The organism is Arthrospira sp. PCC 8006 (genome assembly GCF_046480465.1).
GTDB lineage: Bacteria > Cyanobacteriota > Cyanobacteriia > Cyanobacteriales > Microcoleaceae > Limnospira > Limnospira platensis.
Genome location: NZ_PKGG01000035.1, coordinates 18,166 through 33,486, shown reverse-complemented (window position 1 = coordinate 33,486; position 15,321 = coordinate 18,166). Strand labels below are relative to the sequence as shown.

The following is a 15,321-nucleotide window of genomic DNA, read 5'->3' as shown; positions in this document are numbered from 1 at the left end:
AAGCGGGTTTGGCAATTGTCTCAGTCTCAGGTAGAGTCCGCACAGTTGATGGTCTCTCACCTGCAGTCTCAGTTAGATGAAATGACCCGGAAAATTGACGGTTTTACCCAATCTCAATCACAGCTAGAATCTCAGATAGAAGCGATCGCCTCTCAACTCCAATCCCAGAATGAAGCGATCGCCTCTCAACTCCAATCCCAGAATGAAGCGATCGCCTCTCAACTAAAATCCCAGAATAAAGCGATCGCCTCTCAACTCCAATCCCAGAATGAAGCGATCGCCTCTCAATCCCAATCACAGCTAGAATCTCTGGTCAAAGCGATCGCATCTCAACTCCAATCCCAGAATAAAGCGATCGCATCTTCTCAACTCCAATCGCTATCAAGGATAGAATCGCAGATAGAAGCGATCGCATCTCAATCCCAATCACGCCTAGAATCGCAGATAGAAGCGATCGCATCTCAATCCCAATCACGCCTAGAATCGCAGATAGAAGCGATCGCATCCCAACTCCAGTCGATAACTGAAGCAGTGGCAGATACTCCCATCGTGTCTTCATCTTCTGGTTTTGATTATACCCAACTCAACAGATTATTGAAATCAGGCAACTGGAAAGCAGCCGACGAAGAAACGGCTAAGATGATGTTAGCGGTGGCCCGACAAACCCAACGGGGATATTTAGACGAGAATGATATCAAAAACTTTCCTTGCGAGGATTTGCGAATCATCGATGGTCTTTGGGTTAAACACAGTAACGGACTCTTCGGGTTTAGTGTCCAGAAGCAAATTTACATCAATTGTGGAGGTAAGCCTGATGGAAGCTATCCAGGTGATACAATATGGTATCGGTTTGCAGACGAGGTAGGATGGCGAGTGGGTGGGTCGTGGTTGAGTAGGATAGATATTTTTGAGAAGTTTTCCCCTGGGTCAGCCAAGAGAGGCCATCTCCCTTGCTATTATTATCAATTTGAAAAAAAAAGCAACTATATTAATCAACAAACATTGAGAATAAACAATGGTATAATCATTCTCTTCTCTCGCGCACCGACTTGTAACCTGTAGCATATAACCACTTCAGGCAGTTGTCAAGTTCTTGTTTTCGGCAACTTTTTCACAGTAACATCGGCTTTTTCCTTATTCGATACCTGGCACTTCCCATTCTGGGCGGTAGCCATTGGCTTGGACAAATTTTTCCGCCACTTCTGTAACCTCTGTATTCTCTGGGTCGGGAATATTCCAAGGCAGTTTCATCTGTCCAGGAGAGGGCTTTTTGCCACTTCCCTTGATAACTTTCGGTAAAAACTTACTTCCCCAGTGGTAGCGCTTCTCCTGCTTCGGGTTGGGCTTATACTTTTTGCAAAACCCCCGATACTTGCGGGCACACTCGTCAAGGGTATTTCCCAAAGCCAAAAAAGCCGGATGCCATTGGGTGAGTCCATCATCCGTCAGGCGGTCATAGCTGCCATAATTAGAAAAATCGTAGAAAAACCCCTGCTGCATTCGAGCCGCTTTCGGGTTAGCATGAATATATCGTAAAGTATTCAGTGCCCGCTGTTTGTCGGTATTCGGAAAAGCCGAGGAGTGATAGCGCTTCTCCCAGAAATGACCCGTGCGGTTTAGCATCCGATTAAAGCACATCGCCGCATACCAGTTCAACCCGTGCATAATTTTGGGTAAGTCTTCCGGGTGTAACGGTTCAATGAGATAATGAACATGGTTGGACATGATGCAGACCCCATACAGCCGGAAGCGATATTTTTCCAAAACCCTTTTAATCGTATACAGTAGCACCTTCCGACACTCGGTCCGGGTCAGTTTGAACTCGCGGTTATTGCATCTAACGGTGACATGATGGCAGTGTCCAGGTTGAAAGTTTCGAGTAGGGCGAGACATAATATCCTTGGTGGCTGTGGTTGATTCTCTAATCGAGACAAGCCGATCGCCTCTATAATATATCTATAATATAAGTGCGAGACGTTCAGGCATGAAATAGGGTTGCAATACCCGAAATAACCGCCTGGTGGGGACTTCAACCCCTTGGTTGAATATAAGGAGCGCACTCCTGACCATCCTCATAACTGTTTATATGTCCCAACGATTAGTATCCTACGATACAAATCAAGGCAGGGAACCCAAGGTCAAAAACAAACTAACTCATACAAATTCCTTATAGGATATTCAGAAATGGATAAGTAAAAGTTAGGAAATTAGGGCAACGGCGATAGCCACCCCCAGTTTTGGGAATCACAACCCCAGGATTGAAGCGGGGAACGGAAGGCTCCGAGGTGTAACCTAACACCAGAATCGAGACCACTGCCAACCATCCATGATTAGGGAAACCGAATGTCTGGCTTGAACCATCGTCATTGATAAGTAGCGAAATAGGTTGATACGCTGCGCTCAAAAGAGCAAGGGGAAAAGTAGGGGTTTTCATATATCACCTACACAGACCTTTAAAAGTACCCCGGTGGACAGGACAAATCTAAAGATGGAAAGCCCATATAAACGGAACGTTTTAAGTCCTCTTGGACTCTAACTATCTGGTCGAAATAGTTAGTAGGGATAAGTGTAACCGCAAGTCCTAGAGGATGTGAGATGTAACCAGAAGCCAACGCCCGACTGTAATGGTAGGGATATGCTAATAGGTTACGGTTTGATTGTAAGAATAGAGTCTAGTAGGAGTCAAAATGACGAAATCGAGAGAAAGTAAGGGATTTGGGAAACCAAAACTTACAAAGACTACGAATGTATGGAGAAGTATTAACTGGGCTAAAGTTCAGCGATACGTCTTTAAGCTCCAAAAGAGGATATTTCAAGCAGCTAAATCGGGACAGGATGCAAAGGTAAGAAGGTTGCAACGTCTATTGGTGAAATCATATTATGCCCGGCTCTTAGCAGTGCGAAGAGTGACTCAAGATAATCAAGGCAAGAAAACAGCCGGAGTTGATGGAGTAAGAGCAATCTCTCCAAGACAAAGGTTAGAACTGGTCAAGAACATTAAGGGAAACCTCAAAGCAAAACCACTGCGAAGGGTATGGATTCCAAAACCTGGCAAGGAGGAAAAACGACCGCTAGGAATACCCACAACCCAAGATAGAGCAAGGCAAGCGTTGGTCAAATCGGCTCTCGAACCTGAATGGGAATCGAGATTTGAAGGCATAAGCTACGGGTTCCGTCCTGGACGGGCTGCCCATGACGCAATCAGCAGAATTTATATTGCCATAAATAAGGGACAATATTATGTTCTTGATGCTGATATAGCAAAATGCTTTGACCGAATAAACCATGATTACCTACTGTCAAAAATTCATTGTCCAAGCAACCTAAAAAGAGACCTGAAACAATGGCTCAAAGCAGGCGTGCTAGATAACGGGGTATTTGAGGATACAGAAGCAGGGACACCTCAAGGAGGGGTGATAAGTCCACTCCTAGCCAACATCGCACTGGATGGTATGGATAGGTTAATTGAAACAATGTATCCTAGAAGAAAAGGGGTTAGAGTTAAAGCTACCTTAATAAGATACGCCGATGATTTTGTAGTGATATCTCCATCACTAGAGATTATTGAACAGTGCAGAACTGCTATTTCTGAATGGCTAAAACCTGTAGGACTAGAGATTAAACCTGAAAAGACCCGAGTATGTCACACACTCAAACCTATTGAGCATAATGGCAAAACAGAGGAACCCGGATTTGATTTCTTAGGTTTCAATATTAGGCAATATCCTGTAGGAAAATATAGAACTGGGAAAATTCCACATGGGAAACCATTAGGACACAAAACTCACATTAAACCCAGCCAAAAAGCAGTTAAAGCCCACACAGAAGTGATTAAAGGTGTAATTAAACAACATAAAACAGCACCTCAATCAGCCCTGATTAGCAGACTAAATCCAATTATTCGGGGATGGTCAAACTATTATTCAGGGGTAGTCTCAGCAGAGACCTTCACTAAACTAGACATCACAATCTGGCAAATGTTAAGGGCATGGACAGTATCGAGATGCGGAAAGGCAAGCTACAAAAATCTAAGTAATTATTTCAGACATGAAACAATTAAACTTAGCAATGGGAAAGAAAGACACGAAAATTGGCTGTTCCAAACCAAAGATGGGTTACATCTGTTCAAACACAGTTGGACTCCAATTATCAGACATACCCTAATACGCCCTGACGCAACACCATACGACGGAAATTGGACTTACTGGGCAACCAGGAAAGGACAAGCAATCGACACGCCAACTAGGGTAGCAAAACTACTCAAAAAACAAAAAGGCAGATGTACCTGGTGTGGGCAATTCTTTACCCCATCAGATATAATTGAAATAGACCACATTGTACCTAGAAGCCATGGCGGAAAGGATGAATACAAAAATCTTCAATTATTACATCGCCATTGTCACGATGATAAAACAGCTCTTGATAAAGAGACAATGCTGTGCTCATAACAAAGAGACAGTCAGACTAGGAGCCGTATGAGGTGAAAATCTCAAGTACGGTTTTGAATGGGAGGGGATGGAGGTGACTCCATTCTCGACCCCTAATGTAGCCCTGCATCGACAGTTAAAAACCCGCGATGGCATCATCTAAAATCGGTCTCGACTTCGGCACCACCAACTCGACTATATCCTACCTGGAAAATGGCAAACCGGTCGCCTTTAAATATGGCGGACAGCAAGAATCAATTCCCTCCTTCATCGCCTACGAAGACGACGGCTATATAGACATCGGAAAAGCCGCCCGACAAGCAGCAGCCAGCGACCCGCAAATGGAAAGTTACGGTAACTTTAAAATGGACTTGCCGCTAACCGAAAATTTTGCCAATAATTACTCATCAAAACACACCCCCATCACCGTTACCACGGACTACCTGCGACAACTCCTCCTCTCCCCAGAAAATACCTACAGCTTCCGCCGCCAACAGGGGGAAATCGAGGGTTTGGTGGTGTCCGTGCCGGAAATTTGGCAGCGAGATATCTCCAACCGGGGACGGGAAAACCTGCAAAGTTTAATTGCCCACAATTTGGGACTAGAAAAACAACTGATTCAACTGGTGAGTGAACCCGTCGCAGCCGCCGCCTATTACGCCTGGGAAACCCAACGCCGCCACCAACAGGAAAATCAGGAACCTTTCCAAGGTAATCTGCTGGTTTGCGATATGGGTGGGGGAACTTTTGATGTGAGTTTGTGCCGCGTTTATGGAGACAAAAAGGTTGAGGTTTTGTACTTCGACGGAGAAGGCGATCGCGGTTTGGAATCGGCGGGGGTAGCCTTCGATCGCCGTTGTGTTATCCAAGCCTACAAACAAAAAAACGGCACAGAACCCGACCTCAACAGCCAGGAATTTATGAACCAACTGCAGAGCTTTGAAAGCCTGAAAATCGATGGGCATGACAGATACACCAAAAAACTCAAAAACTACTGCAAAAGCCCTTCAGACCTCGCAGAAATGACGCTCTATAGCTTTGCTAATGGCTATACCATCACCAACGGGGAAGTTGACGAAGCCTTCCAGCCGATCGCCGAGGGAATTCGCCGAGTATTAGAACGGGTAAATCAGTGGCTGGCTACCCATCAGCAAGAATGCGATCGCCTGTTTTTAGTGGGGGGATTTTCTCAGTTTTACCTAGTCCAAAAAACCATCCTAGATGCCCTAAAAATAACGGAGAAAGACCCCCGAGTTGATAATGATTTTAACCTGATTCAGAGTGCCTTTGCCATTTCCTACGGTGCTTGTTTAATCGCCAATGGTTTAGTGCAACCCCGCGAAACCTACATCCACACTATCGGAATTGTGGTGGGTATGATGACGGCTTCTATGGAAGTGGAAGAAACATTTATTCCCATCATTGAAGGCGGCGCAAATTTAGACGACCTCGCCTCCCTCCGCTTCGCCGATATCCCCCCTCTGGAAGCCTTCCACGACACCCCAGAGGTGATATTAGGGGTGGTTCCCCAATCGAAGGGGCAAATTTTCAAAAAGGTTTTACCCGATACGGTCAAACTCCCGAGAAACGTCGCCTCAGAAAAATGGCGGGTGGGAATGCGGGTGAACCGCTCCCAAGTGGCTTATTTGGCGATCGTCTCGGTGGGGGGAAAGCGAAAAGTTGAATATGAACTGGGAAATATTATCGCCCAAATGTTCCCAGGTTTTGTGATACGTGAGGACTAATTTACCCACAAATTACCCAGGAAATATGGCAGTTTTTTAACCCACAAAAAAACTCTGCCTCAGCAGAGAATAGCAGGGGAGGAAAGACCCCCCACGGCTACGGTTGAAGTGCCAATCAACCTGGGATTAATCCGATTTTATTCAACCTCACTGACTCGCAACTGATACCTACCGCGTCCAGTAGCATCATAGGAGTTGACAATCACCCGATAAGTTCCCGTATCCGGTAAGGTAATAATGATGCGTGAATTGGTGTTAGTTTCATCAATATCATCATTTTCTTCGAGGAGTTCATCTTGGGGGTTAAACAGCGCCAAATAGGTGTCAAACTCAGAACTTTCCAGGAGGATCTTAACCCTTTTCCCAGCCTCCCCAAAGAAAGTATGCTGATGGAATAAACTACCATCGGTAGGTAAAGCTGGATCGCCATCTCTCAGTTCCCCCTGTTCGAGCAAAATAATTTCGCCAGCGACAGGTTCTGTATCTTGCTGCGGTAAAGACTCGGATCCCGAGGGGGGGATATCAACGGCATCAGGTTCCATACCTTGAGCCAAAGAAGACTCTGAGGGAGCCAAAGAAGACTCTGAGGCGATCGCCCCATAAAAAGGCAGTAGAATCGAAATGGGCAGAAGTGCCAATAGGCTGGTGGCTGTAGCAAGGAAGAATTTAATAGGCATAAAAGACCTCAAACAACAAATTAGATTTACCAACCACCAACAGAAACAGTTTCCTCAGCATCAAACCTTATATAGAAACTTCACGAACTGTCAGCAGGTACTGACCACGACCCGTACTATCAAAAGCGTTAACCACCACTCGATAAGGACCAGTAGCAGGGAGGGTCACAGTCAGGCGGGAGTTAGTATCGGCATCACTTATATCATCATTTTCACCAACCAGGCGACCATTCGGGCTAAACAGCGCCAAATAAGTATCAAAATCAGAACTGGTTAGATCAATTCTCACCGATTGACCCGCCTCTCCATCAAAACTATACTCACGGTAAAGACTACCATCAGAAGGAAGTACAGAAGCGTTATCAGAGTCTAATATTCCCGAACTACGCAACATGACATTATCAGAAGAGGGTAACTCCGAACGGCGATCGCCTGCAACGGTCCGCAACCTTAATCGATAGTTTCCGGTTTCCCCGGCTTGGTAGGAGTTCGCCAACAGGGTATAAGTGCCAGTATCAGGTAATGTCACATCAATACGGGCATTTGTATTATCCCCCCCATCATCATCCTGAGCCAATTCATTGCCATCAATATCGAGCAAAATCAAATAGGAGTCGAAATCATCACTCATCATGTCGATGATTACCCGCTGACCGGCTTCTCCCTCAAAGGTATAAAGATTGTAAAAACTGTTATCAACGGGTAGAACATTAGCACCTTCTGCTAGAACTCCCCTAACTTCCTGACCGTTTACTGGTAAGGGTTTGGCATCCTGATTGTTAAACATAATCGGACGCTGTTGTTGAGCGGTGCGGGGGGCGCGTCCTTCTTTGGCGGCTTGCAAAAATGGGGGCACATTGTCTACGGAAATGGCAAAACCAATGCCAATATTGCCACCTCCACGACCTCTAGTAAAAATGGCGGTATTCACGCCAATTAATTCCCCTTGACTGTTCAGCAGGGGTCCGCCAGAGTTACCTGGGTTGATAGCAGCATCAGTCTGAATTAAATTCCGTTCTCGGTCAATGCGGCTGACAATTCCGACGGTAAAGGTATTTTGGAATTGACCGAAGGGATTACCTATGGCAAAGGCCCTTTGTCCTACTCTGACGGAACCGGGTCTAGCAATGGGAATGGTCGGTAAGTTTCTAGCATTGCGAATCCTCAGCAGAGCCAAATCTAGCCCATTCTCGCCATAAGCAACTACATCAGCAACCATTTTACGACCATCGGCAAGTGTTACCTCTACCTGACCGCCTTGGGAGACGACATGGGCGTTAGTAAGTACCATACCGTCGTCGGTAATAATTGCACCGCTACCATTAGCTTTTTCGGTGTCGATGGAAACTACAGCAGGACTGGCTTTTTCATAAACCCGGATATTGGTTTGTTCTTCGAGATCCAAAGCCATGAGAATAGGAGAGGACTCTGGTTCGGTTATGGGGGAAATGGCACTAGCTGGGGCTATATTCAGACCTAGGCTGGTGCTAAGGGTTAAAAATCCAGATGTTAAATGGTTTAAGAATATATGGTTCATCATAACTGGGTGGTTTATGATCGGGTATTTGGCTGTCAACTAGGGTGGGGGTTTATGCTATTGATGAGATTTTTCTGAGGTCACAAAATTTAGAGCGATCGCTACTTGGGGGAAAATTACAACTATCTTCTAGTTTGACATACTCTACCCAAAACCCGGAAACTATACCGGAAGATTAGGGTATATTGAGGGCTTGACCGTATCGGTTATAAACTACAATATCCCACTGCCCATTGAGACTAGACTCGAAAGCAATTACACTGGCATCAGCGTTAATGGTGGGATGGCGTACTTGAGCGTTGAGGTTGTCGGTGAGGTTTCTTAGTTGGCGGGTGTTTCGGTTATATAAATAAATATCTGACTGTCCGCCACGGGTAGAATTAAATACAATATAGTTACCGTCGGTGGAAATGGCGGGTTCGGAGGCGATCGCATCTATGGAGTTTAAGCCGGGTAGGTCGATGAGTTCGAGTTGTTTTCGATCATAAAGATAGATATCTTGACGACCTTGGCGATCGGATGCGAAAACTAGATAATCAGAAGATATCTGGGGGTTCATCTCTGTACTGGGAGAGTTGACGCTGTTTACCCGTAAGTCGGGGGGTAAATTTAACAGTCGAGGATAGCCAGCACAACCGCTGACCATTCCCAGACATATGACTAATAATCCGATTATAAATAGGCGTTTGTAATATGGGTTGATCATGATTCAGACAGAGAGGTTTCTGTATCGAGTTCAATATTCGGACCGCGATCGATAATTTCAATATCCCACTGACCTCGCCTGGAACCCTCAAAGCTGATATAACGACCATTAGGGCTGATGTGAGGATGTCTTACTCCACCTCGATATCCCCGGGTGAGCATTTCTAATCGATAGGTAAGGCGATCGTATAGGTAAATGTCGGCACGGCCTGAGTCATTGGCGCTATAAACTATATAACGCCCTGTATAACTTAGACTGGGGCTTTCCATTACTGTTAGCGATCGCCTCAATTCTACCAAGGTTTTATAGCTACGCCGCCGCAGGTCATACAGGAACAATTGATTTTGACCTTCTCGGTTAGACACAAATACCAAAAACCGACCGTTTCCACTTAATGCGGGTTGCTCATCAGTGGCTATGCTATTGATAGCACCATCAACCATAGAAGAATTGATGGCGACTGTTGTACAACCGACCATCATCGCCTGAAACAGCAAGACTAGAATCAGGGCGAATTTCGCCCGACCAGTCCCCTTTAACCGCAGCCTGGGAAATATTTTTCCCAACAGGGTTTGAGAGTATTGGAAAATCCTAGTATTCCCCAGAACGGTTATAATCATCATCTGAGTAGTCTACTGGACGATACTCTACATAGTCGGTAGTCGCCACATCTCTCCGGTCTGGTTTATTTGCCGATCTCGAAGACCGAGAAGGCCGACTTCTGGGGGGTGATGGTTCATCTGTATCTGGGTACGAGTATCCACCAGTGCCAATGTCGCTGCGGTCTACTGATGCAGGTCTACTGCTGCGAGTCCGACTAGGACGACTATCGGTTTCTAGGTCAGATTCCCAGCCGTCTGATATGGGCGGTCTACTACTACCGGAGGGGGCGCTTCGGGGGCGCGTTCTGGTACGTTCTACGGAACTATTGGGGGCGCTGGTACGCCGACTACTGGGGCGACGACGCTCCGATTCTGTGTCATACATATCGGGTCTGGAAGGGCGAGACTCTCGGGTTCCCCGAATTTGACGAGCCATGGGGGCGTACTCTTCGACGGGTTCGATTTCGTCTAGTTCTGCATCTACCCGATAAACATCACTTACATAGCGATCGTCATCGACAAAAGATGCTCGTTCCTTAGCCTTAGTTGTCGCGACTCCCCGTAGTTTAATACTTTCGACTGCAAAGAAAATCGCAGTCCCGGTTAACATAAACTGACCAAAAGCCAGAATCGGGTCAAGTCTCCATCCCTGAAACAGAAGAATCCCGCCACAGAGTAAACCGACTGCGGCGAAGAAAATATCGTGATCACGAGCTAACTTGGGTTTCCAGGAACGGAGAAAGTATAGCGCGGCACCAGCCACGGCTAGGACAATCCCTAGTAGGCTGCTCCAGTTCAATCCTAAATTGACCATTATCTAAATCTCCAGCATCAGTCCTATCTTAGCTCAAAGGGGGAAAATCGCTCAGGCCAGAGCCAATCATCAAAAAAAACCCGCGCTAGGGGTTGACAAAATTGATTAAGTGTGCTACAGCCTTACAGCAAATAAAGGAGGATAAACAGAATAATCCAGATGACATCTACAAAGTGCCAATATAGTTCTGCGGCTTCGGGGCCAAAGTGGGATTCTTTGGTATAGTGTCCATCTTTGGCGGAACGTAGTAACACGCCACAAATGAGGATAACCCCGAAGGTGACGTGCAAACCATGAAAAGCAGTTAATACATAAAAGCAACTGGCGTAAAGGTTAGTTGTTAGCCCAAACTCTAGGCTACTGTATTCATAAACCTGACCGGCCAAAAAGATAGCGCCCATGATAGCAGTGGCGGCGAACCAGACCCGTAAACCGGCTTGGTCACCGTTTTTAATGGCTTTGTTGCCGCGATTCATGACAAAGCTACTAGAAATCAGGATGAGGGTATTAATTCCGGGTAACAGTAGTTCCCGTTCAATGCCTTCGGGGGGCCACTGTTCGGACATGGCGCGATAAATTAAATAAGCGGAAAACATCCCTAAAAAGATCATGCTTTCTGCGACTAGGAAAACGACGACCCCTAGAATACGATGATCTGGGTGTTCTTCATGGTGTCGGGAAGAGGCGATCGCCTCTGTAGCTAATTCGGTGGTAGTTTGGGACTGGTCAACTGATGTAAATTGCATGAAATTCTAATCCAAGTTGTGTAATACAAACTGCTAATCACGGCCGAACTTGAGAGGAAGTCCGACCGTTTCAATTAGGGATTTCTAGGGATGATTGTCAGAATCAGAATCCTGGATATCTCCTAGTAATGATGAAGACTGAGCCTCGGAAACCCTAACCCCGGTTTCTTTATTGCGGGGGGGTACACTACTAGCCATTTCTTTGAGACGCGCACGAATTGACAAGGTTTTCTTCATACCATAGTCGTAGGGTCCAGTTCTCAATACTGGGGTGGTGTGGAAATTCTCAATGGGTGGAGGAGAAGAGGTCATCCATTCGAGGGTTAAAGCCTCCCAGGGGTTGCCGGGTGCTTTGGGACCTTTTAGCCAACTCCAAACGGCATTGATGATAAAGGGAAAAGTGGAAACTGCCAGAATGTAAGTACCAATGGTACAAACCACATTGAGTTCTGTAAATCGGGGGTCATACATGGCGACCCGACGGGGCATTCCTTGCAGTCCCAAAATGTGCATGGGCATAAAGGTCATGTTAGCGCCAATTAAGGTCAGCACAAAGTGAACAATACCCCAATTTTCATTCATCATGCGCCCGGTCATTTTGGGGAACCAGTGGTAAATTCCGGCAAAAATACCAAATACTGCGCCGCCAAATAAGACATAGTGAAAGTGGGCAACGATAAAGTAGGTGTCGTGGACGTGGATATCAAAGGGTACGGAAGCGACCATGATTCCTGTTACGCCACCAATTACAAAGGTGGCAATAAAACCCATGGCGAATAGCATGGCGCTATTGAGGCGGAGTTTGCCTCCCCAAATGGTGGCGAGCCAACCAAAGACTTTAATTCCGGTGGGAACAGCGATGATCATGGTGGTGATCATAAAGAACATCCGCAGCCAACCGGGGGTCCCGCTGGTGAACATATGGTGCGCCCAGACAATTAAGCCGAGGAAACTAATGGCGAGACTAGAATAGGCGATCGCCTGATAACCAAAAATGGGCTTACGCGCATGAACGGGGAGAATATCGGAGATCAGCCCAAAAAAGGGCAGAATCATGATGTAAACGGCCGGGTGTGAGTAAAACCAAAATAAGTGCTGGTAAACCACAGGGTCGCCGCCGCCGGTGGGGTTAAAGAAATTGGTTCCCGCCAAGAGGTCAAAGGAGAGCAAAATCAAGGCGGCGGCGAGGACGGGGGTGGAGAGTAAAATTAGGGCGGAAGCTGCTATCATTGCCCAACACATAAGGGGCATATCATTTAGCCCCATGGTGGGTATACGCATTTTAAAGATGGTGACGGAGAAGTTGACGGCTCCTAAAATTGATGAGGTTCCCAATAGCAAAATGCTGAGAATCCAAATTTCTTCGCCGACTTTACCTGTCACTAAACTGAGGGGAGGATAGGAAGTCCAACCCGCTTGGGGCGCTTCGATGAGGAAACTGGCTAATAATAGCAGTCCGCCGGGGGGAATTAGCCAAAAGGCGACGGCGTTCAGTTTCGGAAAAGCCATATCCCTGGCTCCAATCATCAGGGGAATTAGATAATTGGCAAATCCTGCGCCGGCTGGGACGATCCACAGGAAGATCATGATCGTTCCGTGGACGGTGAACAGGCTGTTATACATTTCTGGATCGACAAGATCCGGGTCGGGGGTGGCTAGTTCGGTGCGGACGATACCAGCCATAAACCCGCCAATTAGATAAAAGATAAAGGAAGTGACCAGATATTGAATCCCGATCACTTTATGGTCGGTGCTGAAGCCAAAAAAGTCCAGAGGGCGACGTTCTCCCTCTTGGTTACTCATGGCTGAGTCGCCTGTGATGTTTATTTGTGCTTGAGCCATATATGAAAAAGTGAAAGGGTTAACCGGAGTTTTGGCTATGTGTTCAGAAAATTATGAGATTTGGGCACTAAAGCCCGACCTGATGATGGTGATGTGGTAACTTGGCGATCGCCTGATGCTGATCAATCCCCATTTGTGCCACATAGGGGGCGAGAAATTCACCCTCGGACATATCCCTGGGATTAGTGGCTAGGGTTGGTTGTTGGTCTGGGTTGTTAGCAAAGCTATTTTCTGCTACCCAGGCTTCAAATTCTTCGGGGGTATGAACTACCATTGCTGTCCGCATAGCTCCGTGATAACCGCCACAGAGTTCGGCACAGACTACATTATAAGTTCCGACTCGGTTGGGTTTAAACCTAAGTTCGGTAGTGCGTCCGGGGATAGCGTCTTGTTTAAGGCGGAGTTCAGGAACCCATAGGGCGTGAATCACATCCTGAGCGCTGATGTTTAATTGCACTTCCTGATCAACAGCTACATGAAGTTCCCCAGAAATTACCCCTTTATTTTGATAGTTAAAGATCCAGGCATATTGAAGACCATTAACATCAATAGTTAGATCTGCAGGTGAGCCTACTTCTTCGGGAGATGCACCAATCCCGAGGGAGATTTGCTGACCCCGTGGGGTGAGATCTTCTGTATCTGTATCAGATAAGGAAGCGGCGATCGCCGATCCCGACATCTTAGCGTGATCCGCCATAGAGTGGGAACCCGATGCCATAGGGTCTAATCCCCCCATTTGGTTATATATGTCGAAACTATAAATTCCGATCCCCAAAACGATAACTGCTGGAATTGCCGTCCACACAATTTCTAGGGGAATATTGCCATGAATGGGGGGGCCGTCGGTATTGTCGCCGGTACGGCGACGGAACCGAATTAAGGAGACAACTAAAGCCCCCTCAACTAATAGCACCAAACCAAAGGCAATGGTCATCATTAAATCAAAAAGTTGATCGACCTCTGCGGCTTCGGGAGAAGCTGCTACAGGTAATAAGTCATGGTTGTGACCATACCAGAGGCTAATCAGAGTAATGGCAATCCCGACTAACAAAGTCCAGATTGAGCTAGGAATGTTCACGAAAACCCCCTGCTGTAAAAGTTCTATCGCCATCCTATCTTACCGCAATTGACCAAACTGCACAGATGACCCAGGGCGGCGGAGAGTGAAAGTTGCACAGTTGGGGCAGATAAGTCAAAATTATGCCATTGACTAGGTGTGAGACTCATGACCAATACTGTCTATCAGACTGACCAAATCTCAACCCAACAACTTCCTCAAGAAAAAATTCGCCGCCTGGTGTGGAAACTATGTATTGCTACTTGGCTACTGATGGCTGTTGGTAGTGCTACTAGGGTGATGAATGCCGGATTGGCTTGCCCGGATTGGCCTTTGTGTTATGGTCAACTGGTTCCTACGGCTCAGATGAATTTGCAAGTTTTCTTAGAATGGTTTCACCGACTCGATGCCGGCTTAATTGGTTTGGGTACGACCTACTTAGTGGGTTTATCCTGGTGGCATCGACAACATCTTCCGGGCTGGATGCCTTGGGCTTCTACTTTGGCTCTGTTTATGGTGGTGTTTCAGGGGATTCTCGGTGGTTTGACTGTGACTGAACTATTGCGGTTTGATATCGTTACGGCTCATCTGGGAACTGCGTTATTATTTTTCTCGACCCTAATGGCGATCGCTTTTACTCTTATGCCTTATCAAGCAACTGGTAATGCTGGATATTTGCCCTGGGTGAGTCTGGCTGCTGCTATCGGTGTATATCTCCAAAGCCTCTTAGGTGGCTTGGTCGCTTCTCAGTGGGCTTTGCATCAGTGTTTTGGTGCTTCTCAACTGTGCGCGGTGATGAATAGTCATATCCTGGGAGTAGTCCCGCCTACTTTGATCACCCTTGGGGTGGTGACTTTAGCTAGGCGTACTTCTGCCCTCAATCCCATGATACGACGATTGGCTTATAGCGCCGGTCTTTGTGTCATTGCACAAATTTTGTTAGGTGTGGCAACCTTTAAGCTACATTTACAGGTTGAACCTCTGACGATCGCCCATCAGGGCATGGGAGCTATACTATTAGGCATTTTAGTCGCTCTCACTGTTTTGGGATGCCGCGATCGCCAACTGTCTCCCCAGGAAAATCGCCGATTTTTGGGGATGTAACTCGATTTAATTGACCAAGGACATTGGCCATTATCCCGGAAATATCGGCTCGGTGTTCTGATTA

General features: G+C 46.6%; 13 protein-coding genes. 4 read left to right on the top strand and 9 right to left on the bottom strand.

Annotated elements, in window-relative coordinates; genetic code table 11:
• A partial coding sequence (locus B9T16_RS08045) for a GUN4 domain-containing protein (RefSeq protein ID WP_410244489.1) occupies positions 1-1,062 on the top strand: 1,062 nt, incomplete at its 5' end.
• A 72-nt stretch (positions 1,063-1,134) separates the two neighbouring features.
• Here the strand turns inward: B9T16_RS08045 and B9T16_RS08040 are convergent.
• Positions 1,135-1,893, bottom strand: coding sequence for a transposase (locus B9T16_RS08040; protein ID WP_410244488.1), 759 nt, complete (start codon positions 1,891-1,893; stop codon positions 1,135-1,137).
• 794 nt (positions 1,894-2,687) lie between these two features.
• Between B9T16_RS08040 and ltrA the strand changes: the two genes are divergently transcribed.
• A complete protein-coding gene (gene ltrA, locus B9T16_RS08035; protein WP_410244487.1) occupies positions 2,688-4,448 on the top strand; it encodes a group II intron reverse transcriptase/maturase in 1,761 nt (586 codons plus the stop codon).
• A gap of 128 nt (positions 4,449-4,576) precedes the next feature.
• Positions 4,577-6,172 carry an Hsp70 family protein gene (locus tag B9T16_RS08030; protein ID WP_410244486.1) on the top strand — a complete coding sequence of 532 codons (1,596 nt, stop codon included), beginning with the start codon at positions 4,577-4,579 and terminating at the stop codon, positions 6,170-6,172.
• A gap of 137 nt (positions 6,173-6,309) precedes the next feature.
• Here the strand turns inward: B9T16_RS08030 and B9T16_RS08025 are convergent, their stop codons facing one another.
• From B9T16_RS08025 to B9T16_RS07990, 8 genes are all read right to left on the bottom strand, one after another.
• A complete protein-coding gene (locus B9T16_RS08025; protein ID WP_410244485.1) occupies positions 6,310-6,849 on the bottom strand; it encodes a PPC domain-containing protein in 540 nt (179 codons plus the stop codon).
• Positions 6,850-6,916: 67 nt separating this feature from the next.
• Positions 6,917-8,389, bottom strand: coding sequence for a trypsin-like peptidase domain-containing protein (locus B9T16_RS08020; RefSeq protein ID WP_410244484.1), 1,473 nt, complete (start codon positions 8,387-8,389; stop codon positions 6,917-6,919).
• Positions 8,390-8,561: 172 nt separating this feature from the next.
• Complete coding sequence (locus tag B9T16_RS08015; protein WP_035737751.1) at positions 8,562-9,092, bottom strand: TolB family protein; 531 nt, start codon at positions 9,090-9,092, stop codon at positions 8,562-8,564.
• Positions 9,089-9,715 carry a TolB family protein gene (locus tag B9T16_RS08010; RefSeq protein ID WP_006619458.1) on the bottom strand — a complete coding sequence of 209 codons (627 nt, stop codon included), beginning with the start codon at positions 9,713-9,715 and terminating at the stop codon, positions 9,089-9,091. The genes B9T16_RS08015 and B9T16_RS08010 overlap by 4 nt, the downstream gene beginning before the upstream one ends.
• Positions 9,684-10,508 carry a Ycf66 family protein gene (locus B9T16_RS08005; RefSeq protein ID WP_006619457.1) on the bottom strand — a complete coding sequence of 275 codons (825 nt, stop codon included), beginning with the start codon at positions 10,506-10,508 and terminating at the stop codon, positions 9,684-9,686. The genes B9T16_RS08010 and B9T16_RS08005 overlap by 32 nt, the downstream gene beginning before the upstream one ends.
• 122 nt (positions 10,509-10,630) lie before the next feature.
• On the bottom strand, positions 10,631-11,254 hold the full coding sequence (locus B9T16_RS08000) for a heme-copper oxidase subunit III (RefSeq protein WP_006619456.1): 624 nt from the start codon (positions 11,252-11,254) through the stop codon (positions 10,631-10,633).
• 84 nt (positions 11,255-11,338) lie between these two features.
• Positions 11,339-13,096, bottom strand: coding sequence for a cytochrome c oxidase subunit I (gene ctaD, locus B9T16_RS07995; protein ID WP_006619455.1), 1,758 nt, complete (start codon positions 13,094-13,096; stop codon positions 11,339-11,341).
• A 67-nt stretch (positions 13,097-13,163) separates the two neighbouring features.
• Positions 13,164-14,207, bottom strand: coding sequence for a cytochrome c oxidase subunit II (locus B9T16_RS07990; RefSeq protein ID WP_006619454.1), 1,044 nt, complete (start codon positions 14,205-14,207; stop codon positions 13,164-13,166).
• A gap of 114 nt (positions 14,208-14,321) precedes the next feature.
• On the opposite strand from B9T16_RS07990, the gene B9T16_RS07985 reads away from it, so the two are divergent.
• Entirely contained in the window at positions 14,322-15,257 is a 936-nt protein-coding gene (locus B9T16_RS07985; RefSeq protein ID WP_006619453.1) for a COX15/CtaA family protein, read from the top strand.
• Positions 15,258-15,321: the final 64 nt, after the last annotated feature.

Coding starts and splice junctions, on each gene's coding strand:
- B9T16_RS08040 (WP_410244488.1), bottom strand. CDS start 1,893: ATGTCTCGCCCTACTCGAAACTTTCAACCTGGACACTGCCATCATGTC.
- ltrA (WP_410244487.1), top strand. CDS start 2,688: ATGACGAAATCGAGAGAAAGTAAGGGATTTGGGAAACCAAAACTTACA.
- B9T16_RS08030 (WP_410244486.1), top strand. CDS start 4,577: ATGGCATCATCTAAAATCGGTCTCGACTTCGGCACCACCAACTCGACT.
- B9T16_RS08025 (WP_410244485.1), bottom strand. CDS start 6,849: ATGCCTATTAAATTCTTCCTTGCTACAGCCACCAGCCTATTGGCACTT.
- B9T16_RS08020 (WP_410244484.1), bottom strand. CDS start 8,389: ATGATGAACCATATATTCTTAAACCATTTAACATCTGGATTTTTAACC.
- B9T16_RS08015 (WP_035737751.1), bottom strand. CDS start 9,092: ATGATCAACCCATATTACAAACGCCTATTTATAATCGGATTATTAGTC.
- B9T16_RS08010 (WP_006619458.1), bottom strand. CDS start 9,715: ATGATGATTATAACCGTTCTGGGGAATACTAGGATTTTCCAATACTCT.
- B9T16_RS08005 (WP_006619457.1), bottom strand. CDS start 10,508: ATGGTCAATTTAGGATTGAACTGGAGCAGCCTACTAGGGATTGTCCTA.
- B9T16_RS08000 (WP_006619456.1), bottom strand. CDS start 11,254: ATGCAATTTACATCAGTTGACCAGTCCCAAACTACCACCGAATTAGCT.
- ctaD (WP_006619455.1), bottom strand. CDS start 13,096: ATGGCTCAAGCACAAATAAACATCACAGGCGACTCAGCCATGAGTAAC.
- B9T16_RS07990 (WP_006619454.1), bottom strand. CDS start 14,207: ATGGCGATAGAACTTTTACAGCAGGGGGTTTTCGTGAACATTCCTAGC.
- B9T16_RS07985 (WP_006619453.1), top strand. CDS start 14,322: ATGACCAATACTGTCTATCAGACTGACCAAATCTCAACCCAACAACTT.